Below are 24,789 nucleotides of genomic sequence, written 5' to 3' on the forward strand. Positions count from 1 at the left end.
TAGTGTCTGGTTTTGGGCTAGGCCAAAGCCTGATCAGGCACTTTTCTTGTGCTGCTTCTCCAGCTTTTTGCGAATGCGGTTGCGCTTGAGAGAGCTGAGGTAGTCAACGAACAACCTGCCGTTCAGGTGATCCATCTCATGCTGGATACAGACAGCCAACAGGCCTTTCGCTTCCAGTTCAAACGGTTTGCCGTCCCGGTCCATTGCACGGATCATGCAGTGTTCGATCCGCTCAACGTCTTCGTAGAAACCGGGCACAGACAGGCAACCTTCCTGCATGGCTTCCCGTTCGCCGTCCAGCACTTCCACCTCGGGATTGATGAACACCCGCGGCTCGCTCTTGTCCTCGGACAGATCCATAACGATGATCTGTTTGTGCACATTCACCTGGGTGGCCGCAAGGCCAATGCCGGGCGCATCGTACATGGTCTCGAACATGTCGTCGATCAGCTTGCGGTCGGCGTCTGTCACCTCTTCTACCGGTTTGGCAATGGTGCGTAGACGGGGATCCGGGTATTCGAGAATCTCTAGTATCATAGGTCGGTCTTTTAGCCTGTATGTCGGGATGCCCGCGGTATTGTGCCGGCATGCCTTTTGACTTTGCTGCTCTTTGTAACAGTGTGAAACTGATCTCCGAAATGCGACAGCGTACTGCGCAAATTTTCACCTTGCCTCTACTATTATCGGGGCAAGGCCCCAGCTTTCAACGGCTGGAGGGGTTCTCAAGCTTTATACGAGTATTATCCAACAATTCGTCGATTGAGTACAAACTGATCAGTTAATAGTTAAAATCTTTCAACGACGGGATAGAATTTACTGGAAGAACAAAAGATAACATCACAATTTGCGAGACTTCTTCTATAGTAACTGGAATAACAACGTAATAAGCTGCAGGTAACTGACTGCATCCCAACAGAATGCAAAGAATCAAGGCACGCGATCAAGGACTTACACAATGAGGAAACTGCTGTACGCTCTGGCAGCAACTACGCTGCTTATAACCTCCTGGGCTCATGCTGCACCGGAGCTGCGGTCCGATCATCCCGAGCGTTACACCGTAGTTAAGGGTGACACCCTCTGGGACATTTCGGCCCGTTTTCTGAACAACCCCTGGTACTGGCCGGAAATATGGCATGTAAACCCGCAGGTCGCCAACCCTCACCTGATTTATCCCGGTGATCGCCTTGCCCTGGTTTATATTGATGGCAAGCCCCGTATTACGAAGGTTGCCAGCAACGATGTCGTAAAGCTGTCGCCCAAGGTACGTTCCGAGCCCATCGATACGCCCATCCCGGCGATCCCGCTTGATGCCATTGGCAGTTTCCTGACGGACACCCGTATTGTCAGCCCGGAAGAGATCAACGGTGCTCCGTATGTTCTCGAAGGTGAAGACGGCCGGATTATCACCGGTGCTGGCGACAAGCTGTATGCTCGCGGAGAAAAGCCTGCAGACAAAGTGGGTGTATTCCGTCGCAGCAAGGAGTTCCGGGATCCGGATACTGGCGAGTTCCTCGGTCTTGAGGCGCGCAGTATTGCCCGTGGTGATGTCGCCCGGGAAAACGGCGATGTGCTGACCGTAAACCTGACCAGCTCCAGCGAAGAAGTTCGCATTGGCGACCGACTGATGGTGAGTGAAGACCGCCGTCTGACCACCAGCTTTGTGCCCAGTGCTCCCGACCAGGATATTGAAGGGCAGATGATCTCGGTTGATGGCGGTGTAAGCCAGATCGGTCAGTTTGATGTGGTTGCCATAAACCGCGGCACTCGGGAAGGTCTGGAAGCTGGCAACGTGATGGCCGTGCTGAAAAGCGGCAACCTGGTTCGCGATCCGGTGACCGGAGAAACCATCGAGCTGCCCTCCGAGCGTGCCGGGTTGCTGATGGTGTTCCAGGCTTATGAAAAAATGAGCTACGGTCTGGTGCTGCAGGCCAACCGCGTGTTGACGGTGGGCGACAAGGTGACCAACCCCTGATTGACTGACTACCGATAGACGCAACGGCCGGACCAGGAAGGTCCGGCCTCGCTGTTTTCAAGGATGATGCCGTGTTTTCCTCTGCCACAGCCCAATGGCTGTTCCTGACTTGCCTGCCCGGCCTCGGCCGTACCCGTCGGCGTGAACTGCTGACTGAATTTCCTGATTTGCCCCAAATGCTTTCCATGAATGCTGCAACCCTGCGGGCCGTGGGCATGACTGCAGACGCCATGGCCGCAATCCAGGCCTGGCAAAAGCAGGATGATGCGCATCCGGCGGTTCGTGAGGTGCGGACCATAATGCACGATTGCCAGAAGCATGCCGTCGGTATTCTGACCTGGGGAGATACCCACTACCCCGAGCAGCTCCGGCACATTCACGACGCGCCCCTGGTGCTCTTCACCCGAGGTGATACGGAGCTCCTGGCACGGGACCAGATCGGTATCATCGGTAGTCGCAAGGCTACGCCCGCCGGCCTGGATCATGCCCGGCGTTTTGCCGCCGAACTGAGCGCCCGCGATCTGATGGTGACCAGCGGTCTGGCGCTCGGGGTCGATGGCGCTGCCCATGCGGGGGCACTGGATGCGGGGTATCCCACCGTCGCGGTGATTGGCTGTGGCCTCGACCGCGTCTACCCTCACCAGCATCGCCGCCTGGGTGAGCGAGTCGTTGCCGACGGACTGATGATTTCCGAGTATCCTCCTGGCACGCCGGCAAGAGCCGCGCACTTTCCCCAACGTAACCGGATTATCAGTGGCCTGAGCCGTGGGGTGCTGGTGGTCGAGGCGGGACTGCGCAGCGGCTCCCTGATTACCGCGAGGATGGCGCTGGAGCAGGGGCGGGAAGTATTCGCCATTCCCGGCTCGGTGCACAGCCCTGTTGCCCGGGGGTGTCATCACCTGATCAAACAGGGGGCCCGCCTGGTGGAAACGGTGGAGGATATCCTGGAGGAGCTTGGTGCCTGGTGGTCCCCGCCGCTGGTAACCGAGGCGGCTGGCACCCCGGAACCGAAGCCCGGAGGCAAGGGCCTCCTGGCTGGCCTCGACGGCCGTGAAATCGCGGTGTTTGAGGCTTTAGGGTATGATCCACAGTCAACCGACGCACTGAGTTCAGCAACCGGTCTTCCAGCCGATCAACTCATGCAGTCCCTGTTGCTTCTGGAGTTGCAGGGCCTGGTCAGTTCGGCGCCGGGAGGTTTTCAGAAAATCGCCTGAATCCGGTGTAACCATCTACCCTGATCAATTCTGACACGAGCAGTATGGCCCACTCCCATCCCCTTTCTGACTGGCAACTGCACTGTGCTCGCCGCACAGTGTTCAGTGGCGGTGTTATTGCCTATCCCACCGAAGCTGTCTGGGGCCTGGGATGTGACCCCTGGGATCAGGAGGCGGTGGAGCGGATTCTGGAACTGAAACAGCGCCCGGTCGAAAAAGGGATGATTCTGGTGGCTTCGTCCGTGGACCAGATCCGCTTTCTGCTCGATCCCCTTACCCGGTCGATGCAGGCCGAAGCGGAGCGCCATTGGCCAGGTCCTGTGACCTGTCTGCTGCCAGACATTGAGCGCCAGATTCCGGGCTGGGTCCGTGGACAACACAGTTCCATTGCCGTCCGGGTCAGCGAACATCCTGTGGTACGTGCGCTCTGCGAGGCCACGGGCATGCCTCTGGTCTCCACATCCTGCAATCCGGCCGGGCGCCAGCCAGCCCGACATATCTGGCAGGTCAGGGGCTACTTTGGCGATCAGCTTGACTGGATCGTACCGGGGGCATTGGGTGGTAATCGCAAACCCAGTCGTATTATTGATATTGTCAGTGGTCAGCAACTTCGTTAGGAGCGTTTATGGCACAGCAACCCGATAGCCAGGCGGTAAAGCAGTACCTGCTGGGATTGCAGGAATCGATCTGTAGCCGACTGGAGGCTGTCGATGACGGTGCATCGTTCATCCGGGATGCCTGGGACCGGCCGGAAGGCGGCGGCGGTGTCAGCCGGGTGATCACCGAAGGCCGGGTGTTCGAGAAAGGCGGTGTTAATTTCTCTCTCGTCATGGGCGATACCATGCCAGCTTCGGCCACCGCTCATCGTCCCCATCTGGCCGGTGCTCCCTGGCAGGCCATGGGTGTGTCCCTGGTGATCCACCCCAACAACCCCTATGTGCCGACCTCCCACGCCAACGTGCGGTTTTTTATTGCCACGCCGCAGAACAGCGAGCCGGTTTATTGGTTTGGCGGCGGCTACGACCTCACGCCTTACTACGGTTTTGAGGAAGACTGTGTGCACTGGCACCGAACAGCCCGCGATGCCTGCGAGCCGTTCGGAGAGGGCACCTACAAGCGCTTCAAGGACTGGTGCGATGATTACTTTTATCTGAAACACCGGGATGAACCCCGGGGTGTTGGTGGTCTGTTTTTTGATGACCACAACACCGGCGACTTCGAGCAGGATTTCGGCCTGATGAAAGCGGTGGGCGATAGCTACATAGACGCCTACGAGCCGATCGTCCGGCGCCGAATGGATCATCCGTTTGGTGACCGTGAGCGGGATTTCCAGCTCTACCGCCGGGGGCGCTACGTGGAATTCAACCTGGTCTATGACCGCGGCACCCTGTTTGGCCTGCAATCCGGCGGTCGCACCGAATCCATACTGATGTCGCTGCCGCCGCTGGTGCGCTGGGACTACAACCGGACCGCGGAGCCCGATTCGGAAGAAGCCCGGCTGACAGACTATTTCCTGACCGGGCGGAACTGGCTGGAGACCCAACATGACTAACGATCTCTACGCGGTAGTTGGCAACCCCATCAGCCACAGCAAATCGCCGAGGATCCACAGCCTGTTTGCCAGCGAGACCGGTGAGCCGGTTGAGTACACGGCCATCCAGGCGCCACTGGATGATTTTGCCGGCACGGTGAGGCAATTCTTTGAACGGGGTGGCAAGGGCCTGAACGTAACCGTGCCCTTCAAGGAGGACGCCTGGAAGCTGGCGGACCGTCGTACCGAGCGGGCCGAGAATGCCGGGGCCGCCAATACCCTGTATCTCGATGACGAGGGCCGGCTCACCGCTGACAACACTGACGGGTGCGGTATTGTGCGAGACCTGGTTGTGAACCACGGTGTTGTCCTTGGGCAGGCACGCATCCTGGTGCTGGGGGCCGGTGGCGCGGTTCGTGGTGTTCTGGGGCCGATCCTGGCGGAGCATCCTGCCGCCATTACCATTGCCAACCGGACGGTTGCCAAGGCTGACGCGCTGGTTAAGCTGTTTAAACCCGTGGCGGGCGAGACCGCGCTTTCTGCCTGCGGATTCGAACAGCCCCGGGAGCCTTTTGACGTGATCATCAACGGTACCAGTGCCAGCCTCCAGGGCGATCTGCCACCGCTGTCACCGGAGGTACTCGGAGAGCAAACGGTGGTCTACGACATGATGTATTCTCTGCAGACCACCACCTTCAATCAGTGGGCACTTGAACAGGGCGCACAGATCGTCCATGACGGGCTTGGTATGCTGGTGGAGCAGGCGGCTGAATCGTTCCGGATCTGGCGCGGCATCAGCCCCGCCACACGTCCTGTCATTGAGGAATTGCGTAACGACTGAGTCGCGGCCCCCGGATTGGGCTATGCTCAGGGTCAACATTCCGTAGGGATTTTCGATGGATATTCTTACCCTTGTGGGGCTTGTGGCTGGTGTCCTGATCGTCTTGCTGGCGATGCTGGCCAACGCCTCCTTCCTGACGTTCCTGAACCTTCCGGGCCTCGCCATTGTGCTGGGCGGAACCTTTGGTGTAACCCTGATCAAATTCCGCATGGCGTCGGTGATGAGCGCGTTCCGCCTGGCCATGTCTGCCGCGTTTACCGACCGTATGGCGCGGCCGGCGGAGCTGATCCGGGAAGTGGGCGCGCTGGCCATGGTGGTGCGCAAAGAGGGCATTCTCGGCCTGGAAAACCACCAGACGGATAATGAGTTCCTGCAGAAGGCGATCAATCTGTGTGTCGACGGCCACCCGCCGGAACTGGTGGAAGAGGCGCTGGCCCAGGAAACCCAGCAGACCGCCGAGCGATACGAAGTGGCCGAGCGGGTGTTCCGGGGTATTGGCGAATCGGCCCCGGCCATTGGCATGCTGGGCACCCTGGTGGGTCTGGTACAGATGCTCAATACCCTGGATGACCCGTCCTCCATTGGCCCGGCCATGGCGATCGCCCTGCTCACCACCTTGTACGGTGCGTTTATTGCCCAGCTGATTGCCCTGCCCCTGGCCGACAAGCTGCAGCTGAAAGCCGAGGACGAGGCCCGGAACCAGATGCTGATCATCACGTCCATCAAGAACATCATGCGCGGCGAGAATCCCCGCGTAATGACGGAACTGCTGTCCTCCTTTGTTACCCCTGAGCAGCGCACCGGCCTGGCGCCGGAGCGGGAGGCCTGAGGGTTTGGAACTGGTCCAGAAGAAAAACAGGAAGCGTCTGCAGAACCAGACGCCGGCCTGGATCGTCACTTTTGCCGATCTGGCCACCCTGCTGCTGACCTTTTTCATACTGCTGCTGTCGTTTGCCGAAATGGACGTTGAGAAGTACCGGGCCATGGCCAACTCCATGGCCGTGGCCTTTGGCTCCAGCAACGTCCTGGCGGAGGATATTGGTGGCTCCCCGTTGACCATGATTGAATCGGACACGGTCTCCCTTCCCGAGCCCACAGAATCCCAGGCACGGGAGCCCGAGTTCATTGATGAGCGCGCGGAGGGTGCCGCGCCCACCCAGATTCCGGGTGGTGTGATCGATCTGGCCAGCCGGATGATCCGGGAACTGGAATCGGAGGTGGCTTCGGAAGCCCTGAGTGTCAATTACGACCAGAACCAGGTGGTGATCCGCTTCTCCGAGGAGGCTACCTTTCGATCCGGCGAGGCCGCCATCAAGCCCGAGATGATCCCGATTATCGAACGGGTGGTGAACGTGCTGTCGGCGTGTACCGGTGATGTGTTGGTGTCCGGCTACACCGATAACCGGCCCATTTCCAGTGACCGCTACCGCTCTAACTGGGATCTTTCCGCGGCCCGTGCCGTGTCCGTGGTGCACGAGTTGGTGATGAATCGGCAGGTGCCGGCCGAACGGGTGGTGGCGGCCGGGCGTGCCGAGACCAACCCGCTTGCGCCGAACGACACACCGGAGAACCGGGCCCTGAATCGCCGGGTGGAAATCGCCATTCGCAATCCCGAATGCAACGACGAGGTGCCCACCGGCGATCTGCCCGTCGAAATCAGGCCCTGAGCCTTATATCTGAGGCGTAGCTTCTCATTCGCAATCCATATAACTGTCCAGCTTTCAGGGCTTTATACTGTGCGCCCGATAATTCACTGGCACAGCGAAGCGAGAGAGCAACCATGAGTGGACCGGATAAGCCGAAAGTGATTGGCGAGGAATGGAGCGATGAGCGGGTCAGGAGTTTTCTGGATATCCGCCCCTGGGATGCTGCGGAGAATGCCGACTATAACGCTCTGTTGAAAGCCTACCAGGCCATGCGAGCGGAAGATTTCGAACGCTTTATCGGATTTCTCGTTGCCGAAGGACGGGATCTGAATGCCACCGGCCCGGACGGGGAAACCATTCTGGACCTGATTTCCCGGCATCGCCGCAGTGTGGATTATGCCCGCGCGCTGGAAAAGGCCGGTGCCAAAAAAACGGCCGCAGCCGGGAACTGATCCCGCTGCGGCCGTGCGTTATTGCCTGAGGTTGTCGGCGTTTACTGCACGTCGACTTCAATGGCCTTGGGCTCCTTCGGCTCGGCTTTCTGGAGCGTCAGGGTCAGCATGCCGTCCTTGAAGTTGGCCTTCACGCTGTTCTCATCGACATTGTCCGGCAGCGTGAAGCGGCGCAGGAAGCTGCCATAAAAACGCTCTATCCGGTGGTGCTTCTTGTCGTCGGTCTCGTTTTCACTCTTGCGTTCACCCTGAATGCTCAGAACGCCCTCGTGTACCGTTACTTTTACGTCTTCCTTGGACATGCCCGGCAACTCCGCCTCGATGGTGAAGGCCTCCGGAGTTTCCTTGATGTCCACGGCCGGAGCCCAGTCGCTGCGGCTGAACACGTCTTTGCTTTCGCGCTCGCCGCCTGAGCGGGTCAGGCCGAACATGCGGTTATAGCGGTTCATCAGGTCTTCGAACTCATTGACCGGATTCCAACGGGTAAGATTGCTCATAAAGCATCCCTCCTTTTCAAACGAAACGAATCTGAATAATTGAATATCAGCTTCGATCGCGGAACAGCTCCATGCCGGTAGCGCCTGCCGGATGGCTATCCGTGAACCTCTGCTAATTCCGAATGTAGGTGCAGCAAAAATGTTTTCAAGGGTGGGGTTGGTCGAATTTTGATCAGGGTCGAATTGGCTTCAGAGTTCCCCGAAATGCCGGTGTAAAAACGGACGGAATCGGCTCATGGTGGCGCCTGCCGTCTCCGGATCGGGCCGGATACCGGGTTGGAATCCCGGGAGCTCGCCGGACAGGAAAGGTTCCACCAGCGATGGGTTGGCACTGATGACATGAACGAGCACATCGCGGCTGGCGTCCTCACCGGTGATCAGCGGCGCCGGCTGATGGTCGCCCAGGATGACCATCAGAGCGTCCTGTTTCAGATAGTGGGTGGCGAAGCCTCCGGCAACTTCCAGGGCATAGGCAATGGCCTGTCCGTAGTGCTGGCGAACCCGGTCCGGATCGCGCCATAGCGAAACCGGTGCCTCGCCGGCACCCTCCCAGCGCCGGAACACCTCTCCGTTGCCGATGCTTTGCCAGTCCTCAAGCACCGGCAGGATCGGAACCCAGGGTGCGTGGCTGCTGATCAGCGCCAGTTCGGCGAACAGCGGCCCCTGATGGGCTTCCCGAATGGCCTGGAACCGGTGCCAGGTGTACTGGTCGGGCATGGTGACCCAGTTGAACGGCGGCCCCTGGTAATCCAGATCATCGTGATCGTAGATCCGGTCGTACCGGAACAGTCGGCCCTCGGGCCAAGCCTGGGTGATTGCCGGCATCACGGCGACAGTGCTGTGCCCTGTACTGCGGAAGTCATCGATTAGAGTGGCGTAGCCGGAGCTGAGGAGGGTTTCGTAGGCAAGCTGGTTGTGGATCCACTGGCCACTCAACACGGATAGATGACCAAGCCAGGACTGGCCACCCTGGATGGGTGATTGCAGCCGGCCGGTGGCGACCGTCAGCCCGGCCGCGTCAAGTGACCGGCCCATGGCTTCAAGGCCTCGGCTGACCGTCGAACGGTAGCGCTCGTCGGTGATTGTCGACACGCCGTAGGATTCGATAAAACCCAGAATTACATCCGTTTGCGCCAGCTTTGGCAACGGAGTGGGCTGGCTCTGTCGTCCGGGCCGGGTGTTCAGCTCGGCGGCAAAGTTCCGGGTTGTCTGGTGGGTGTGGGTGATCAGGGAAGCCTGATTGGCAACGAACGCCAGTGCCGGGCTACCAATCCACGGGGTTACGGCCCCGGCCAGGAAAAGCCCGGACATCAGCCAGAGGGGTTTGCCCAGATGGGCCGGGGAATGATGGCCCAGTCGGTCCAGTCCATAGTGAAACAGCCAGCCTATCCCGACAAGCACGGCTGCCAGAGCACCGAGAGCCAGCACCGCCAGAACGCCCCCCAGGTTGGTATCCAGCAGGTTCCAGGCGGCGTCCAGCAGACCAAACTCCAGATAAAGATTCAGTCCTCGGCCAAGACTTTCCCGAACCAGAGCATCTGCCAGAACAAGAAGCACCAGCAGCCCATACAGAACGGCCAGCACCTGGGCGACGCGATACCGCTGTTGCGGCACTCTGAGCCCGCAGATGACGGCCCAGACGACCAGGGCTTCCAGGGAAAACCAGGGATTGTCGCCGGGCAATGCCAGGGCGGGCAGCAGGAATAATCCGTTCAGGATGAGCAGCCACACCAGTATCACGAGGCCGCCTCTACCCATGCCAGTTCGTCTCGCCGACGGGGCAAGGACACTGCAGCCGGAGGGGCCCCCTCAACGGACTGCGCCATACGAACCAGCACGTCACGCCATGGTGATTCTGATGAGGCATTCCAGGCTCGCCAATGCAGGGCTTCCAGGGCCCCCGGATGGTTGCAGATCAGGCTGAGTTCCCGGTGATTCAGTGCCTCTTTACCTCCCGTGGCGCAAAGATTGACCAGCCGTTCCAGTGCCCGTGCTTTTTTACCGGGGCCGGCTGAGCGTCATATCGGGAAACCCTGGCAAAGACCGGCGACAGAACCATCTGCTCGAACCAGCTTAACCGGTCGGGGTTATGGCGAAGTAGGGGGATGGCGCTGGCCAGTTCAATCACTCTCGCGATATGACCATCCTCGGGCACTTTCAGCCAGGTATCTGTGCTGGGCTTTTGGGCCAGCAAGAAGGCCAGAGCCGGCGCCAGTAATACCGGTGTCATTACCGGTAGGGCCCAGGGCGTCAGAGTCGGCGCGTGCCAGTGAATCAGAGCAAGGCCTGCGGCGGCTGATAACAGAAGCGGGCCAAAGTGCTGGAAGCTGAGCCCCGGAGTGAAACCGCCGGACCGGTTCTGCCCCTGCCAGCCCACCTTGAGATTCAGCAGAGCCCGGACCACATGGAGGGTATGAACCAGCATCCGGATCGGAGCGAGCGCCAGCGCCGCCAGTGTTTCGACGAGAGTGCTGCCATAGAGCCTGAACGGGCCTCCAAACCTGGCGGTTCGTCGGGCCAGACCGTGGTCCGTCACGGCAAGAAGCCGGGGGCCAAAGAGTAGCAGTGCGGTTACCGCAACCAGCAGGGCACCTGTGCCTGAGCCGGCTTCCGTTGTGGCCATTACGCCGGGTAGCGCAGGCTCGGGCGTCGGGCCGGCCAACGCCACATAGCCGGATAAGCCCAGGAAAATCAGCCAGAGCGGAGAAGCCAGATAGGAGAGAATACCGGTCAACAGGGCCATCCGGTGGGCCATTCGGATCTTGCCCATGGTTACCAGTAGCCACAGGTGCTGGAGATTGCCCCGACACCAGCGCCGGTCGCGGATCAGGTCGTCTTCGAGTGTCGGCGGTGATTCCTCGAAACTGCCGGCGATGGCCGGTTCCAGCCATACTTCGTAGCCTGCCCGGCCCATCAGTGCAGCCTCGATGAAGTCATGGCTGAGAACGGGCCCCCGGAACAGACCGGGCCCCCGAAGCTTGCGAAGACCACAGTGAGCCATGAACGGGGCTACCCTGATGATCGCGTTGTGGCCCCAGTAAGTGGCTTCCCCCAGTTGGATGGCTGCCAGACCGGCACTGTAGAGCCTGCCATAGCAGCGATTGGCAAATTGTTGCAGACGGGCAAACCGGGTTTCTGCCCGGGCCAGGCGGGGTGTGGTCTGGATGATCCCCGCCTTGGGCCGAGCTTCCATGAGCTGTATAAGCCGGGTAATGCAGTGGGCACTGAGCAGACTGTCGGCATCCAGGACAACCATATAGCGGTAGCGGCGACCCCATCGACGCAGGAAATCGGCGATATTGCCGCTCTTGTAGTTCAGGTTGATGTTGCGCCGCCGGTAGAACAGGTGCTGGCCTGGGCCCAGCTCCCGGCGTATCTGCTCGCAGGTCGCCTGTTCCTCCAGCCAGATGTCCGGGTCCCGACTGTCCGAGAGCACATAGAAATCCACGGGCCCGGCCTGCCCCTGTTGCTCAAGATCCTGGATGATCGCTTTCAAACCACCGAGGGAATGCTGCACAGGTTCATGGCAGATGGGCATCACGACCGCGGTTGGGGCAGAGAGCGACTCCGAGGGCCCACTCGGCCCTGCACGGCTGGAAAGGCTCCAGGGGTCGCCACCGAAACGGAGGGCAACGAATCCGAAAACGGCCGTCCAGAAACCCACGCCAATCCAGGCAAACAGCACCCCGAATACCAACAGCAATAAGGCGATCATTCCGGAACTGGCCTGATCCGGGATAGTCTGGGCACACAGAACCACGCCGGCCAGCGTCTGAGCGGCAACGAGGAAGACAAGCAGGAAGCGGCGCCGGAAGGCAACCGGGCGCCAGGAGCCGGCATTAATCACGGGGATACCTGATACTGGCCCGGGCTATGGGTGGCAGATGACGACCCTGATGAAGCGCGGGCAGGACAAACCACTGGGACATTTGTTCCAGTAATTGCCCGGTACTCAAGGCCGGGCTCTCAGCCTCGCGCGCCTGCAACATGCTGTGTACCCGCGCTCGGGTTTCCGGGCCGGTATCGTGGCCTGCAGCACGCAGGTACAGCAATGCTCGATCAAACGGTTCGTCCGATGAATCCACAATGGTCTCCGGGATGCTGGGTTACCCCGAAACATACGGCTACGGCCCTGAGTTCAGACCACTGGCTTACTGATCGTTAAGGTACTCATCCTTCAGGCGGACGTAGTTGGCGGCGGTGTATTTGAAGAACCCCCGCTCCTTCTCGGTCAGCGCCCGGGCTTTTTTGCAGGGCGATCCCACATAAAGGTGCCCGGATTCCAGGGTTTTGCCAGGTGGCACCAGACAGCCCGCGGCAACAATCACCTCGTCCTCCACCACGGCGCCATCCATAATGATGCAGCCCATGCCCACCAGAACGCGGCTGCCAATGGTGCAGCCGTGCAGCAGCGCCTTGTGGCCCACAGTCACGTCGTCCCCCAGTGTGAGCGGATAACCACCGGGGTTGTAGTCACTGGCGTGAGTGATATGCAGAACCGACCCATCCTGGATGCTGCACCGATGCCCGATACGGATTTTGTGCATATCGCCACGCACCACGGTCATCGGCCAGATGGAAACGTCATCGCCGGTTTCAACATCGCCAATCACCACTGCACTTGGATCTACCCACGCCCGTTCCCCAAAATCTGGCGTGATACCCTTGTGTGAACGTATATTCGTCATTACATAGTACTCATTGATGAATTACCCGAAGGCCCGGGGTGCCTGTGGGAGAGGCCCTTCCAAAACTGTCTGTCGCCATGGATGGCGACAGTCAAGCGTCACATGGGTGAGGCTGAGCGTTTATGAAGCAAAGCTTCATGCTTCAGCCGAACGACTGCAATCTATGATTGCAGGCCGGACCCCGGAGGGGTGCCGCAAGGAGCGTGTTTTGGAAGGGCCTCTCCCACAGGTGCCAGCCTCATAACTTGAAGAAACCAAACTACCCAAGATTCGACTAGCTGAGAAGGGGACCTATGAATAACCCGTTACTGACTGACGACCTGTTGCCGAAGTTTGACCATGTTCGCACCGAGCACATGGAAACGGCAATTGACCAGATTCTCAGTGAAAACCGGATGAAGATCAGCCAGCTCGCGGAGCAGGAGGATCCCACCTGGGAGACCCTGGCGCAGCCGATGCAGGCGCTGGACGACAAGCTGAGCAATGCCTGGTCGGTGATTTCGCACCTGAACGGCGTGATGAACAACGACGAGCTGCGCAAGGTTTACAAGAACTGCCTGGAGAAGCTCACCGAGTACAGCACCGAAGTGAGCCAGAACGCGGCCCTCTGCGACGCCTACAAGAAGCTGGCCGAGCGAGACGATTTCAAGAACCTGAGCGAAGCCCAGCGCAAGTCTGTGGAAAACACCCTCCGGGATTTTCATCTGGGTGGTGTCGACCTGCCGGAAGACAAGAAAAAGCAGTATGCCGAGTTGTCCCGGGAGCTGTCCGAGCTGTCCAACAAGTTCAGCGATAACGTGCTGGACGCAACCCAGCATTGGTTCAAGCACATCACAGACGTGGATGAGCTCGCCGGCGTCCCGGAGACGGCTATTGAGAGCGCCAAACAGGCCGCCCGCCAGAAAGAGCTGGAAGGCTATGTGATCACCCTGGATTTCCCCAGCTTCTTCCCGGTTATGACCTACTGCGACAACCGGGATCTGCGCCGGGAAGTCTATGAAGCCTTTGTGACCCGCGCCTCCGACCAGGGCCCGGATGCCGGCCAGTGGGACAACACCCCGGTGATGGCGGAGATCCTCAAGCGCCGCCACGCCCAGGCCAAGCTGCTGGGCTTTGACAATTACGCCGAGCGCTCTCTGGCCACCAAGATGGCCCGCAGCAGCGACGAAGTGCTGGACTTCCTGAACCAGCTGGCGGCCAAGTCCAAGCCCCAGGCCGAAAAAGAATTTGCCGAACTCAGGGCGTTCGCGAAAGACGAGTACGGCGCCGAGGAACTGCAGGCCTGGGATATCGGCTATTACAGCGAAAAGCTTCGCCAGAAGCGCTACGACATCTCTCCGGAAACCCTGCGTCCCTGGTTCCCGGTGAACAAGGTGGTGCCCGGACTGTTCCGTGTCGCTGAAAAGCTGTTCGATGTCCAGATTGAAGCGAAGCCGGAAGTGGAAACCTGGCACGAGGATGCGACTGCCTACTGTATCAGTCGCAACGGTGAGCCCCTGGCCTGGTTCTATCTCGACCTCTATGCCCGCCAAGGCAAACGTGGCGGTGCCTGGATGGCCGATTGCCGGGTGCGCTGGCGCAACCTGCGTGGCCAGCTCCAGTTGCCGGTAGCCTTCCTGACCTGCAACTTCACACCGCCGGTCAGCGGCAAGCCGTCACTGCTGACCCACGATGAGGTCACCACCCTGTTCCACGAATTCGGCCACGGCCTGCATCACATGCTGACCCAGGTGGACGTGCTGGATGTGTCCGGCATCAACGGTGTCGCCTGGGACGCCGTCGAGCTGCCCAGCCAGTTCCTGGAAAACTGGTGCTGGAATCCGGAATCCCTGGGCCTGATCGCCTCGCACCACGAAACCGGTGAGCCGCTGCCGGAAGATCTGCTGCAGAAACTGCTGGCGGCCAAGAACTTCCAGTCCGGCATGGGCATGGTGCGCCAGCTCGAATTTTCACTGTTCGACTTCCGCCTGCACGCGGAATTCACCGACGAAGCGCCCACCAACCCGCTGGATATGCATCGCAAGGTGCGAAGCGAGATTGCCGTGGTGGAAGCCCCGGAATTCAACCGCTTCCCCAACTCCTTCTCGCACATCTTTGCCGGTGGCTATGCGGCTGGCTACTACAGCTACAAGTGGGCGGAAGTGCTGGCGGCCGATGCCTTCTCCCTGTTCGAGGAAAAAGGTATCTTCGACCCGGAAACCGGCAAGGCCTTCCTCCATAATATTCTGGAGAAAGGCGGCTCACAGGAGCCGATGGAATTGTTCAAGGCCTTCCGGGGTCGCGAACCGCAGGTGGATGCGCTACTGAAACAAACCGGCATCACGGACGAAGCGGCCTGACCCAATTTGAGCCGGCAGTCGTAAAGGCTGCCGGTTGTTCCAAACGGGAGTATTTATATGGCGAGTCCAAAACGTTTTATCGCCGGCGCCGTCTGTCCTCGCTGCGCGGAGATGGACAAGATCATGATGTTCACCACCGACGACGATGACCAGGTACGCGAGTGCGTGGCCTGCGGCTTCACCGATGCGGTGTCTGACGCCGAACAACCGTCCAACCCCGAGCTCGAGACCCGGGTGAACAAGCGCAAGAACGAGGACGATCACACCGTCAAGCAGGTTGTGTTTTTCAAGTCTGCTGCTGACGACGAGGATTAATTCTTATCTCCTGGCCTTCTGGTTGAGGGGCGGAGAGGCCATGGGAATGCTTTTCTTCTGGGAAAAACAACTCGCTTCGCTCAGACATCTTTTTCCCGGCAGAAAAGCACACCCACACCCTCTCGATCTGACTCAAAAGATATCTCTTTAAGGCAAATTCTTTTCAGCGATATCTGATGGTTTCTATGTGAGGGGGCCGGGATATTTTTCCCGCCGGAAATTGATGTCTGAGCGCAGCGAGTTGCCATTTCCAAGGGAAAAATATCCCGGCCCCCTCGCAACTCCCCTCAACAAGCAGGCTACAGAAAAACCTCCCAGCTCAAAGAACCATAGCCGCCAACCACCCAAAGCCAAGCAGCGGCAAATTGTAGTGCAGGAACGTCGGCACCACGGTATCCCAGATGTGGTTGTGCTGGCCGTCGGCGTTCAGGCCGGCGGTGGGGCCGAGGGTGGAGTCGGAGGCCGGGGAACCGGCATCCCCCAGGGCGCCGGCGGTGCCGACCAGGGCCACGATGGCCAGGGGGCTGAAACCCAACTGCAGGGCCAGGGGCACGTACAGGGCCGCGATAATGGGGATGGTCGAGAAGGACGAACCGATACCCATGGTAATCAGCAGACCCACCACCAGCATCAGCAGCGCCGCCATGGCCTTGTTCTCGCCGATAGTCGCCACGGAGCTGTCCACCAGGGCGGCAATTTCACCGGTTTCCCGCATCACTTCGGCAAAACCAGACGCGGCGATCATGATGAAGCCGATCATGGCCAGCATCTTCATGCCCTCGGTGAACAGGTCATCGGCTTCTTTCCAGCGCACCACACCAGACAGGTTGAAAAGCACGAACCCGGCCAGGGCGCCCAGGATCATCGAGCCAAGCCAGAGTTGCACCACGAAGGCAGTGACGATGGCGACCAAGGCCATCACCAGGGTGCGCGGGCTGTAGCTGGTGTCTACCCGTTCCGCTTTGGTGATGGTTTCCAGGTTATAGGTGCGGCCGTTTCGGTAGCTGAAAAAGACCGCGATCAGCAAACCACAGAGCATGCCCAACGCTGGCAGGGCCATGGCTTTCATGACGCTCAGGCCGGAGGCATCGACGCCGTTGGCGTTGATCTTGGCGATCAGGATCTCGTTCAGGTAGATGCCGCCAAAGCCGACGGGCAGGAACATGTAGGGTGTAATCAGGCCGAAGGTCAGCACACAGGCAACCAGGCGGCGGTCCATGTTCAGTTTTGCCATCACGTACAGCAGCGGCGGTACTACCAACGGTATGAAGGCAATGTGGATCGGCAGGATATTCTGGGACGAGATGGCAATGGCCAGCAGCAGGCCAATGATCAGGAAGCGGATGCCGTTAACGGCGGCGCCTTCTTCCTGGCGACCGACCAGGGCCAGGGCCTTGTCGGCCAGGGCGTGGGCCAGGCCGGACTTGCCGATGGCAACGGCGAAAGCACCGAGGGTGGCATAGGACAGTGCCACGGTGGCACCGCCGCCCAGGCCGCTATTGAAGGCTTCGATGGTGGCTTCCAGGGACATTCCTGCAATCAGGCCGCCGGATACGGCACCGATGATGAGGGCAACAACAACGTGAATGCGGCACAAACTCAGGACGAGCATGATGGCAACCGCAGCAACAACGGCATTCATGGCAAAACTCCGGGTAGGAATTAATGGTTTGTCCGGCCCCTTGTGGGGACCGGCATCATGAAAAGCGCGGTAATGTGCAGGAAATGATCGCGGTAGTCAAAGCGGTTGTGTAACGGTCAGACTTCGTCAAGGCGGGCAAAGCGGGGGACCTGTTCGCCGGCCATTTCCACGGTTTCCCGGAACATGGTCAGCGGGCGTACCCAGAGGCTGTAATCACCGTACAGGCAGCGATAAACCACCATCTGTTCTTCAGTTTCACTGTGCCGGGCGATCCCGAGTACTTCGTAATCCTTGCCCTTATAGTGCCGGTAACGGCCAGGGCGTATGTCGTTCTTGCGTTCGGTCATTCTCGGCCTCGATGGTTTCAGGCAATGCTGGCCTTGCAGTTATAGAGGACGCAGCACGCGCAACCGTCTAAAATGGAAGCAACTGCAAGGATGCAAAAAGACTCAGTCAGGGCCTGAAAGTGTAGAACACCAGGAAGGGCCCGGAAACCGGAAACCGGAAACCGCTATGATGCGGCAGTTATCCTGCATCCTTCTGATTTTTCTGTCGCTGGCATGCCTGGCCAGCGCGCCTGGCAGAGGTTTGGCTCAAATGAGGTTTTTAATCGCGGGTTCAGCGATGGCAGTTTCTGGCTGAGAGTCGAGATTCCGCCAGAGCCGGTGAACCGGGTTCTGGAAATCGGCTATCCGTTGCTGGACGAGGTGTCCGTGCACTGGGTGGTTGATGGCGAGCTGATCCAGACCCACCATACGGGCGATACCCTCCCGTTCAGCAGTCGCCCGATTTATCACCGCAATTTCGTCTTCCTGGTACCGTCGAATACCGATACGGCGACCGCCTTTGTGCGCGTGCAAACGCTCGGGTCGGTACAGATTCCCGTGGCAGTCACGCCTTCGGCCGAATTCCTGGCCAATGAGCAGCTGTCTTACGGCTGGCAGACGATGTTTCTGGGTATCATCGCTGCGATGGCGCTCTACAATCTGTTTCTGTTTGTCATCGTGCGCCATTCCACCTACTTCTGGTACGTGCTGACTGTTGTGTTTACCGGGCTGGTTCAGCTCAACTTCAATGGTGTGCTCTTCCAGTGGCTGTGGCCGAATGCCCCGGGTATCAACCGGTATTTCACCATTCCGGTTATCTGTTTCGCTCTGTTCTCCGCCATTATCTTCGCCATCCGTTTTCTCAATATCCGGTCCTACAGCCTCAGAAGTTACCGCTTCCTGCAGTGGATTCTGGCCGCCATTTCTGCCAGCTTCGTCTTTACTCTTTTTGGCAGTTACCAGACGGGGATTGTCCTGGTCAGCGCGATTGCGGCAGTGGTCACTCCCGCGGTCTGGTTCATCGGTTTCCTGGTCTGGCGGAAAGGTCAGGTATTGGGCGGTTTCTACGTTCTGGCCTGGACGCCATTGCTGATCGGCCATCTGATTCTCGCGGTCAGCAAGCTTGGCATCATGCCCCGCAGTTTCCTGACCGAGTTCATGCCTCAGATCGGCGTGGCCCTGGAGGTGGTTCTGCTTTCCTTTGCGCTTGCCTACCGGATCAACCTGGAACGTCGCAAGCGCCATGAGGCCCAGGAGCAGGCGCTGGCGATCCAGCAGCAGGCCAACCTGACCCTGGAGATGCGGGTTCAGGCGCGCACCGACGAACTGGAACGGGCCAATGAGCAGCTCAAGGCGATCAGCCTCACCGACGGTCTGACCCATGTGGCCAACCGGCGTCGGTTCGATGAAAAACTCAACGATGAGTGGCGACGGGCCCAGAGACACGGTCACCCGTTGAGCCTGTTGATGCTGGATATTGATCACTTCAAGCGGGTAAACGACGAGCTGGGACACCTGGTTGGCGACGATTGCCTGACCGCGGTGGCCGCCTTGTGCGTCGCAGAAGTGCAGCGTTCCGGGGATCTGTTGGCCCGCTATGGCGGCGAGGAATTCAGCATCCTGCTACCAGCCACGCCTGAGGAGGGAGCGGTTCGGGTGGCCGAGCGAGTGCGTCAGGCGGTGGCCCGTTCCCCGGTGCATTCCGGGGAACGGGTGGCTCCGGTCAGTCTTACCATCAGTGTGGGCGTGGCGTGCCTGGTGCCAGGGCCAGATATGGAGCCCCAGGAGCTCATCCGTCAGGCCGATGAGGCGCTATACGCGGCCAAGGAGTCTGGCCGTAACCGGGTTATGGTGGCGCGGGATTTCAGGGCGGCGAGCGCACCTGGTGCCTGAGGTCTCCCGGATCTTCAGTTCTTCAGTTTGTACCGCCCTGGTCCGAGGAATATCACTGCAACTGCTGTAAAGAGGAAGAAGCCCTGCAGCTCCAGCGCCCAGCCGCCGCTGCGCCCAAGGCTCAGGAGTTCGTTGCCGTGAACCAGGATGATGGCAAACAGCATGTTGAAAATAATCAGCAGCGCACCGATCCGGGTCTGATACCCAAGGATGACCATCAGCGGCGCGATGATCTCACCCACGTACACCCCGTAGGCGAGGAAGGTTGGCAGGCCGTGGCTGGCCAGCTCCCCTTCAATGAAGCCGATGCCGTTGAGCAGCTTGGCAATGCCATGGAACAGCATCAGGCCGCCCAGGGTCAGGCGGATAATCAGTTTTCCCAGATCAGCGTTTTCGAGCAAGGTACAGGTCTCCGTTCTACAGATTGCGAATGTCAGGGTAAAGCGGCAGCAGTTGTTTGATCAGTCGGTTCTGGGCGCCGGTTGGGATATCGTTCTGTTCCATGGCCAGAATCAGGTTCTCGGCCAGGGCATTGAACTGGGTGTCCGTGATGTCCATGTCAGAGTGCAGTTCACGCATCTCTCGCCCGGTATAGCTGCAGGGCCCACCGCTGAGCTCGCACAACTGATCCGTGAGGTTCTGGTGAAACCGGGCGACATCCATGCCTTTGAACTGTTGGTTGATGCGTTCGTCCTCGACGATCAGGTAGAGCAGGTCCTCCACCACGTTTTCAATGCCTTCACGTTCACCGAGCTGCTGATAAAGGGATCTATCAGGTTGGCTGTTCAGACTCTGGCAGCCACCGAGCATCAGTGCCAGCGAGATTAACAGGGCGGTAGGCGTAAGGTAGAGATTGGTAAGTGCCATGATCAGAAACTCCCCTGCAGCGACAGATACAGACCTTGCTGGTCTTCCAGTGTGGCAACGTCGCCCAGGTTGACCAGGGCGCCCGTGACCGCCAGACGACGGTCCGGCACCCAGGCCACGAACAGGTCCCACCAGTCATCTTCGGTGGCAAACCCCAGGTTGTCCGGTTTTTGCCGGTATTCCGCGCCCACCAGCCACTGGCGGTTGAGGAAAAGCCCGACGCTGCCCTCCATCATCAGTTCGTGGCTGTTGTTCTGGTCGCCGCCAAAACCGAGAAGCCCGCCCTGGTTGGCCCGGGTTGCCCGCGCGGACAGGTTTACCAGCAGGTTGCGCTCCATCACGGCGGCAAAGAACAGCTTGCTGCCGCTGACATACACATCGGTGCCACTGTCGTCCCGGGCGCCAATCGCCGACGGCACGGTGAAATCCCGCTGGCGCTTGTACTGAACGCCCGCAGACCACTGGCCCCAGGGACTGTACAACACATCGCCGGCGAGCCGGACCTTGGCGCCGAAAATATCCTGATTCAGTTCATCCTGCTCCAGGCCAAAGCCGTCCTTGAGGGTAAACACCAGGCTGTCCAGATCCAGGGTCTGGCGGGCCACGGTGATCTCCAGGCGGTTATTCCAGTTCAGCCCGGCACCGGTCACCGAGAGAGAGTAATCGTCCACTTCGGCCCGGCTGAGTGCCACGGTGCCGCCCCACTCCTCGTCGCTGGCGTAGCTGCCCAGTAGAGCCCAGGGAACCAGGCCACCGCCGGCACTGCCCTCAATGGTGGTGACGCCTCCGGTCGCCCAGATCCGGCTGCCGATGTCGGCCATGGCGGCCGGTGCCATCAGAAGCGCCACGGTCAGTGTCATCAGACGTCTCTTTATCATTCTGAATACTCCGGGTTGGGTCGGCTCAGCTCTCCTTTGCGGGCAGCCAGGGACAGCGCAGTCTCCGGCAGATCCTCGGGGGCAATCGGGCGGCTCAGGTAAAAACCCTGGCCGAGGTTGCAGCCCCAGTGTTGCAGCAGCTGCCAGGCTTCCAGGTTCTCGATCCCTTCTGCCACGACCTTCAGCCCGAGGCCGTGGGCCATATCAATGGTGGACCGGACAATCAGCTGGTCCTGGGGCTCGGAATCCAGCTTCAGCACGAATGACTTGTCGATTTTCAGCTCCTGTACCGGCAGCTTGCGCAGCTGGGACAACGAGGAGTAGCCGGTGCCAAAGTCGTCCACCGACAGGGTCACTCCCAGCGCCCTGAGCTGGTTCAGGGTGGCCATGGCCTCTTCCGGATCTTCCATCAGGGCACTTTCCGTGACTTCCAGGGTCACCCGTTCCAGATCGTGGTGCCAATCGTGAAAGGTTTCCGCGATGTGCCGGGTCAGGGCGGGCCAGGTGAGGTCCATGGCGGACAGATTGATGGCAACGCCCGCGTCAACACCCTGCTCGTGCCATCGCCGGGCATCGCTGGCCACCCGTTGCAGGATATGGGCTGTCAGGTCGTGGATCTGCCCTGACTGTTCGGCGAGAAAGATGAACTCCTCGGGGGAAATAAAGCCCAGTTCCGGGTGAATCCATCGCACCAGGGCCTCTACCTGCACCAATTCGCCGGTCTGGCTGTTCAGTTTGGGCTGGTAGTTCATGTGCAACCCGTTATGCAGAATTGCGGCGTGCAGGTCGGTGATCAGTTTCAGTTCTCTGAGGTGACTCTCATCCTGCCCGGGCTTGTAGCGCGTGAAGGCTTCGGGGTGGGCCTCCGCCTGCTCGAAGGTGAGATTGAGCCGGCGACGCAGGGCGTCGGTATCCGAGGCATCTTCCGGCAGTTCCATGGTGACGATGGTGACCCTGAGGGAGAAGGGCGTCTGGTCTACCTGCAAGGGAGATTCGATGAGCGCGTGCAGTTGCCGGATTCTGTCACTGCCTTGCTCCGGGGGCAGTGAAGGGATCAGGGCCAGGAATTCGCCGCCACCGGTGCGGGCGAGGATATGGGCGTCCGGGAGTTCCTGCTGCAGGCGCTTGGCAATACCGATCAGGACCTTGTCGCCGAATTCCAGCCCCAGGGTGTCGTTGATATCGGAGAGATCGTTGAGCCGGATCCCCACCAGTGAACCCGTGCCACGGTTCTCAAACAGCTCGGCGGCCTCCTGCATCAGGGCGTTGCGGTTTTTCAGTCCGGTGACGTCATCGTGGGTTGCCGCATAGCGGATCTGGGCTTCCCGCTCCCGAAGGCCAGACAGCATATCCCGCAGGGCGTTGCGGAGCTGGGTCAGTTCGCCGCCGGCCCGGATGGCCGGTGCCTCGGGTGTGGTGCCCTCACCGATAGCCCGCGCGTAGCTTGCCAGCTGCAACACCGGGCGCCCGAGGTTCCGGGCAATGACCAGCGCCAGCAGAATGGCGAAAATCAGGATGGCGGTCACCAGCAGGGCAATTTCCACCGCTCGCCGGTAGTAATTCTGGAGCGTGGCATCACGGCTAATAAGCAGCACGGCCTGGACGGCGGCGGGGTCTGATTCGCCCAGGTTGATGATCCGGGTGAAATAACCGGCACTTTCAATAAAATTGGCGTTGGCGGATGCGCCTGCAAGCTCCTGTTCCAGCTTGGCATCGATGCTGCTGGTGGCGGCAAAACTGTTCAGGTTGTCGTTCTGGTTCGATCGCGCCCGGAAGATCACCGAGGTGCCACTGAGCCTGGCGATGACCTCTGCCAGGGACTGGTCCATGGCAAAGCCGCTGACCAGCGAGGCCCGAAGCCCCGGGGCCTCTATCGGGATGATGAGAATCTCGTAGCCCCTGCCATCAATGGCCCGCAGTGACCGGGTAAACCCATTACGACGGGTGCTTGTCAGCTGTTCCTGGCTGACGGCAGGAAAAGGGTTTTGCAGGGTCGAGGCCAGGGGCTCTCCCTGACTGTCCAGCAAGAGCGCGAAGTCGGCACCCACCCTGCCGCTGTGGTTTTCCAGGGCACTGTCGATGGTTGCCGGGTCGCGGCTGGCAATGGCCGAGCGAAAGCCGAAATCCTGCACCACAACACTGAGCCGGGACAGTTCCAGATCGGTCCGGCGATCAATGACCTCGTTGGTCAGCCGCTCTCCGATGGCCAGCTGTTCCAGTGCACGGCTTTTTTCATCCTCGAACAGGTACACCATCAGCAGGGCGATGATCACCAGGCTGACCAGCGCCACCAGTGAGATCATCGCCGCAATAAGCCGGCCCCGGAATCCGAGACGAGATACCAGACCCATCAAAGCTCCCGAAAGCGCTGCTGGAGACGGTCCAGCGAGCCTTCTGCGGCAGGCTCGGGCTCAAGATTGAGGGTGACGATTGCGGACTCGCTATCACGTTCGATTTCACGGGTGACCGGGCGGGTATTATCCGGCAGCCGTGGGTGCCAGATCTCAAGTGTCACCGTGCCCTGGCTGCCCTCGCTGGGCAGTGTATCGAGCGACAGGGTGACCTTGCCGGAGGTATCTGTCCGGCCGGTGTCAGCGGTGTCGGTGACCACCACAAAGCCCTGCATGTGGTCGTGAATGTTGCAGCCCAGTTCAACGATGCCTGGCTTGTCGAAAACAATGGGAGCCGCCGGGCGGTCGGCGTAAAGCTCGATGTTGAAGGTTTTTGCCGGCGAGAAGGAATACACGTGATGCTGGGTATTGTCGCGATTCGGGAAATCCACGCTGGAGCCGACTGGCACCACCAGTACATGGGGATGGAAGGCGCGATCCTTCTGATAGATTTCGGCAGAAACCGGTGTTGCCGGACGGGCACTGTCTACGGAAACCACGGCATTGGCCACGGGTTCGGTGTTGCCTTCCAGGGTGACGGTTACGGACAGCTCGTACGCGTTGGCTGTCGATACCATGGCAGAAATCAACAGTCCCGCCAGCACTGCAATCGCTGATACTTTCATTAAACCTCTGAACCTGTCAGGCCAGGCCGGACCCGAGAGAAAATCGAATGTGGTTCCTTACCAGCAGATTTTCCCAGTAATGCCGCATCCAGTCCCAGGCGGCGTTGTTCACCTGCTCGACAAACGGGTCGAGGTTGAGTTCGTAGTAGTCCGGCGTGCCTGCTATCTGCAACACGGTTACGGTGATGGAGTCGTCCAGCTCGTTGGCAAAGGGCTCGCCGATAAGCTGATGAGCCAGAAGATTAGCACGAGTTGCTTCCATATCCACGATTTCGCTGGCCCGGGTACACCGGTTGTTTTCGTACATTTCTTCCATCAACCGATGACAAAGGTAGGCGCGGATCAGTAGGCCATCGAGACCGTCGTAGCGAACCAGGAGCGCTGATGGCTGAGTAAAATACCGGATGGCGGCATTCACAAAGGGCTCAAACAGATCGGCTTTTCCGGCTTCCCGGGCACAGGCTTCAACGCATTCGATGAGCCTTGGTGCCATTTCGATGTACTCAACCACGAACTGGAACAGGCAGGTGGCGGGCTGATACCCCTCAATAGTGACCGCAGACGGGAGCGCGGCAACCTTTTCGTGAAGCTGTCGGAGGAAGGTCCCGGAGCGGGCTTCCTTGCGCCGCGCCTGGTCAATAATCTCAAGGACTACCTGTGGTGTCATTTCAG

Annotated in this window: 25 protein-coding genes; 11 read left to right on the forward strand and 14 right to left on the reverse strand. The window is 59.7% G+C overall.

The window, feature by feature from the left end; translation table 11 throughout:
- Positions 1-33 precede the first annotated feature (33 nt).
- Entirely contained in the window at positions 34-537 is a 504-nt protein-coding gene (def, locus tag KYE_RS18845; protein WP_008176668.1) for a peptide deformylase, read from the reverse strand.
- A gap of 418 nt (positions 538-955) precedes the next feature.
- On the opposite strand from def, the gene KYE_RS18850 reads away from it, so the two are divergent.
- The 8 genes from KYE_RS18850 to KYE_RS18885 all read left to right on the forward strand — a co-directional run bounded on the left by KYE_RS18850 (position 956) and on the right by KYE_RS18885 (position 7,656).
- On the forward strand, positions 956-1,972 hold the full coding sequence (locus tag KYE_RS18850; RefSeq protein WP_008176670.1) for a LysM peptidoglycan-binding domain-containing protein: 1,017 nt from the start codon (positions 956-958) through the stop codon (positions 1,970-1,972).
- A 71-nt stretch (positions 1,973-2,043) separates the two neighbouring features.
- Entirely contained in the window at positions 2,044-3,186 is a 1,143-nt protein-coding gene (dprA, locus tag KYE_RS18855; protein WP_008176672.1) for a DNA-processing protein DprA, read from the forward strand.
- Between the two features lie 44 nt (positions 3,187-3,230).
- A complete protein-coding gene (locus KYE_RS18860) occupies positions 3,231-3,803 on the forward strand; it encodes an L-threonylcarbamoyladenylate synthase (protein ID WP_008176674.1) in 573 nt (190 codons plus the stop codon).
- A gap of 8 nt (positions 3,804-3,811) precedes the next feature.
- Complete coding sequence (hemF, locus tag KYE_RS18865) at positions 3,812-4,738, forward strand: oxygen-dependent coproporphyrinogen oxidase (RefSeq protein WP_008176676.1); 927 nt, start codon at positions 3,812-3,814, stop codon at positions 4,736-4,738.
- Complete coding sequence (aroE, locus tag KYE_RS18870) at positions 4,731-5,558, forward strand: shikimate dehydrogenase (protein WP_008176678.1); 828 nt, start codon at positions 4,731-4,733, stop codon at positions 5,556-5,558. Before hemF ends, aroE begins: the two co-directional genes overlap by 8 nt.
- 55 nt (positions 5,559-5,613) lie before the next feature.
- Complete coding sequence (locus KYE_RS18875; RefSeq protein WP_008176680.1) at positions 5,614-6,387, forward strand: motility protein A; 774 nt, start codon at positions 5,614-5,616, stop codon at positions 6,385-6,387.
- A gap of 4 nt (positions 6,388-6,391) precedes the next feature.
- Positions 6,392-7,225, forward strand: a complete 834-nt coding sequence (locus KYE_RS18880; protein ID WP_008176682.1) for a flagellar motor protein MotB — start codon at positions 6,392-6,394, stop codon at positions 7,223-7,225.
- Between the two features lie 113 nt (positions 7,226-7,338).
- The gene (locus tag KYE_RS18885; RefSeq protein ID WP_008176684.1) at positions 7,339-7,656 is read left to right on the forward strand and encodes a PA4642 family protein; all 318 of its coding nucleotides are present in this window, start codon (positions 7,339-7,341) and stop codon (positions 7,654-7,656) included.
- 41 nt (positions 7,657-7,697) lie between these two features.
- Here the strand turns inward: KYE_RS18885 and KYE_RS18890 are convergent, their stop codons facing one another.
- From KYE_RS18890 to KYE_RS18910, 5 genes are all read right to left on the reverse strand, one after another.
- Positions 7,698-8,153, reverse strand: a complete 456-nt coding sequence (locus KYE_RS18890; RefSeq protein ID WP_008176686.1) for an Hsp20/alpha crystallin family protein — start codon at positions 8,151-8,153, stop codon at positions 7,698-7,700.
- 189 nt (positions 8,154-8,342) lie between these two features.
- A complete protein-coding gene (locus KYE_RS18895) occupies positions 8,343-9,911 on the reverse strand; it encodes a hypothetical protein (protein WP_008176689.1) in 1,569 nt (522 codons plus the stop codon).
- Positions 9,912-10,089: 178 nt separating this feature from the next.
- Entirely contained in the window at positions 10,090-12,000 is a 1,911-nt protein-coding gene (gene mdoH, locus KYE_RS18900; RefSeq protein WP_008176691.1) for a glucans biosynthesis glucosyltransferase MdoH, read from the reverse strand.
- Positions 11,993-12,238, reverse strand: a complete 246-nt coding sequence (locus KYE_RS18905) for a hypothetical protein (RefSeq protein WP_008176693.1) — start codon at positions 12,236-12,238, stop codon at positions 11,993-11,995. Before KYE_RS18905 ends, mdoH begins: the two co-directional genes overlap by 8 nt.
- A 66-nt stretch (positions 12,239-12,304) precedes the next feature.
- Positions 12,305-12,841: a gamma carbonic anhydrase family protein gene (locus KYE_RS18910; RefSeq protein ID WP_008176696.1), complete on the reverse strand. Its 537-nt coding sequence runs from the start codon at positions 12,839-12,841 to the stop codon at positions 12,305-12,307.
- A 293-nt stretch (positions 12,842-13,134) separates the two neighbouring features.
- Here KYE_RS18910 and prlC point away from each other — a divergent pair, with 293 nt between their 5' ends.
- Positions 13,135-15,180, forward strand: a complete 2,046-nt coding sequence (gene prlC, locus KYE_RS18915) for an oligopeptidase A (RefSeq protein WP_008176698.1) — start codon at positions 13,135-13,137, stop codon at positions 15,178-15,180.
- Positions 15,181-15,237: 57 nt separating this feature from the next.
- Complete coding sequence (locus KYE_RS18920) at positions 15,238-15,495, forward strand: YheV family putative zinc ribbon protein (protein WP_008176700.1); 258 nt, start codon at positions 15,238-15,240, stop codon at positions 15,493-15,495.
- Positions 15,496-15,814: 319 nt separating this feature from the next.
- Here the strand turns inward: KYE_RS18920 and KYE_RS18925 are convergent, their stop codons facing one another.
- Positions 15,815-17,137 (reverse strand): Na+/H+ antiporter family protein, encoded by a 1,323-nt coding sequence (locus tag KYE_RS18925; RefSeq protein ID WP_008176701.1) that lies wholly within the window; start codon positions 17,135-17,137, stop codon positions 15,815-15,817.
- A 116-nt stretch (positions 17,138-17,253) separates the two neighbouring features.
- Positions 17,254-17,484, reverse strand: a complete 231-nt coding sequence (locus KYE_RS18930) for a DUF1653 domain-containing protein (RefSeq protein ID WP_008176702.1) — start codon at positions 17,482-17,484, stop codon at positions 17,254-17,256.
- Between the two features lie 213 nt (positions 17,485-17,697).
- On the opposite strand from KYE_RS18930, the gene KYE_RS18935 reads away from it, so the two are divergent.
- Positions 17,698-19,356, forward strand: coding sequence for a diguanylate cyclase (locus KYE_RS18935; RefSeq protein WP_008176703.1), 1,659 nt, complete (start codon positions 17,698-17,700; stop codon positions 19,354-19,356).
- Between the two features lie 14 nt (positions 19,357-19,370).
- Here the strand turns inward: KYE_RS18935 and KYE_RS18940 are convergent, their stop codons facing one another.
- The 6 genes from KYE_RS18940 to KYE_RS18965 are packed head-to-tail and all read right to left on the reverse strand — an operon-like array spanning position 19,371 to position 24,784.
- Positions 19,371-19,757, reverse strand: coding sequence for a DoxX family protein (locus tag KYE_RS18940; RefSeq protein WP_008176705.1), 387 nt, complete (start codon positions 19,755-19,757; stop codon positions 19,371-19,373).
- 16 nt (positions 19,758-19,773) lie between these two features.
- Complete coding sequence (locus tag KYE_RS18945; protein WP_008176706.1) at positions 19,774-20,223, reverse strand: group I truncated hemoglobin; 450 nt, start codon at positions 20,221-20,223, stop codon at positions 19,774-19,776.
- A gap of 2 nt (positions 20,224-20,225) precedes the next feature.
- Positions 20,226-21,101 carry a DUF3034 family protein gene (locus tag KYE_RS18950; RefSeq protein WP_008176708.1) on the reverse strand — a complete coding sequence of 292 codons (876 nt, stop codon included), beginning with the start codon at positions 21,099-21,101 and terminating at the stop codon, positions 20,226-20,228.
- Positions 21,098-23,452: a putative bifunctional diguanylate cyclase/phosphodiesterase gene (locus KYE_RS18955; protein ID WP_008176710.1), complete on the reverse strand. Its 2,355-nt coding sequence runs from the start codon at positions 23,450-23,452 to the stop codon at positions 21,098-21,100. The genes KYE_RS18950 and KYE_RS18955 overlap by 4 nt, the downstream gene beginning before the upstream one ends.
- Complete coding sequence (locus tag KYE_RS18960; protein ID WP_008176712.1) at positions 23,452-24,117, reverse strand: methylamine utilization protein; 666 nt, start codon at positions 24,115-24,117, stop codon at positions 23,452-23,454. Before KYE_RS18960 ends, KYE_RS18955 begins: the two co-directional genes overlap by 1 nt.
- A 16-nt stretch (positions 24,118-24,133) precedes the next feature.
- On the reverse strand, positions 24,134-24,784 hold the full coding sequence (locus tag KYE_RS18965; RefSeq protein WP_008176713.1) for a hypothetical protein: 651 nt from the start codon (positions 24,782-24,784) through the stop codon (positions 24,134-24,136).
- Positions 24,785-24,789: the final 5 nt, after the last annotated feature.

It is taken from the genome of Marinobacter manganoxydans MnI7-9 (genome assembly GCF_000235625.1).
Lineage (GTDB): Bacteria > Pseudomonadota > Gammaproteobacteria > Pseudomonadales > Oleiphilaceae > Marinobacter > Marinobacter manganoxydans.

What these genes read in the sequence shown, in the direction of transcription:
- def (WP_008176668.1), bottom strand. Translation starts at nt 537, where the DNA reads ATGATACTAGAGATTCTCGAATACCCGGATCCCCGTCTACGCACCATT.
- KYE_RS18850 (WP_008176670.1), top strand. Translation starts at nt 956, where the DNA reads ATGAGGAAACTGCTGTACGCTCTGGCAGCAACTACGCTGCTTATAACC.
- KYE_RS18860 (WP_008176674.1), top strand. Translation starts at nt 3,231, where the DNA reads ATGGCCCACTCCCATCCCCTTTCTGACTGGCAACTGCACTGTGCTCGC.
- hemF (WP_008176676.1), top strand. Translation starts at nt 3,812, where the DNA reads ATGGCACAGCAACCCGATAGCCAGGCGGTAAAGCAGTACCTGCTGGGA.
- aroE (WP_008176678.1), top strand. Translation starts at nt 4,731, where the DNA reads ATGACTAACGATCTCTACGCGGTAGTTGGCAACCCCATCAGCCACAGC.
- KYE_RS18875 (WP_008176680.1), top strand. Translation starts at nt 5,614, where the DNA reads ATGGATATTCTTACCCTTGTGGGGCTTGTGGCTGGTGTCCTGATCGTC.
- KYE_RS18885 (WP_008176684.1), top strand. Translation starts at nt 7,339, where the DNA reads ATGAGTGGACCGGATAAGCCGAAAGTGATTGGCGAGGAATGGAGCGAT.
- KYE_RS18890 (WP_008176686.1), bottom strand. Translation starts at nt 8,153, where the DNA reads ATGAGCAATCTTACCCGTTGGAATCCGGTCAATGAGTTCGAAGACCTG.
- KYE_RS18895 (WP_008176689.1), bottom strand. Translation starts at nt 9,911, where the DNA reads ATGGGTAGAGGCGGCCTCGTGATACTGGTGTGGCTGCTCATCCTGAAC.
- KYE_RS18910 (WP_008176696.1), bottom strand. Translation starts at nt 12,841, where the DNA reads ATGACGAATATACGTTCACACAAGGGTATCACGCCAGATTTTGGGGAA.
- prlC (WP_008176698.1), top strand. Translation starts at nt 13,135, where the DNA reads ATGAATAACCCGTTACTGACTGACGACCTGTTGCCGAAGTTTGACCAT.
- KYE_RS18920 (WP_008176700.1), top strand. Translation starts at nt 15,238, where the DNA reads ATGGCGAGTCCAAAACGTTTTATCGCCGGCGCCGTCTGTCCTCGCTGC.
- KYE_RS18925 (WP_008176701.1), bottom strand. Translation starts at nt 17,137, where the DNA reads ATGAATGCCGTTGTTGCTGCGGTTGCCATCATGCTCGTCCTGAGTTTG.
- KYE_RS18930 (WP_008176702.1), bottom strand. Translation starts at nt 17,484, where the DNA reads ATGACCGAACGCAAGAACGACATACGCCCTGGCCGTTACCGGCACTAT.
- KYE_RS18935 (WP_008176703.1), top strand. Translation starts at nt 17,698, where the DNA reads ATGCCTGGCCAGCGCGCCTGGCAGAGGTTTGGCTCAAATGAGGTTTTT.
- KYE_RS18945 (WP_008176706.1), bottom strand. Translation starts at nt 20,223, where the DNA reads ATGGCACTTACCAATCTCTACCTTACGCCTACCGCCCTGTTAATCTCG.
- KYE_RS18950 (WP_008176708.1), bottom strand. Translation starts at nt 21,101, where the DNA reads ATGATAAAGAGACGTCTGATGACACTGACCGTGGCGCTTCTGATGGCA.
- KYE_RS18955 (WP_008176710.1), bottom strand. Translation starts at nt 23,452, where the DNA reads ATGGGTCTGGTATCTCGTCTCGGATTCCGGGGCCGGCTTATTGCGGCG.
- KYE_RS18960 (WP_008176712.1), bottom strand. Translation starts at nt 24,117, where the DNA reads ATGAAAGTATCAGCGATTGCAGTGCTGGCGGGACTGTTGATTTCTGCC.
- KYE_RS18965 (WP_008176713.1), bottom strand. Translation starts at nt 24,784, where the DNA reads ATGACACCACAGGTAGTCCTTGAGATTATTGACCAGGCGCGGCGCAAG.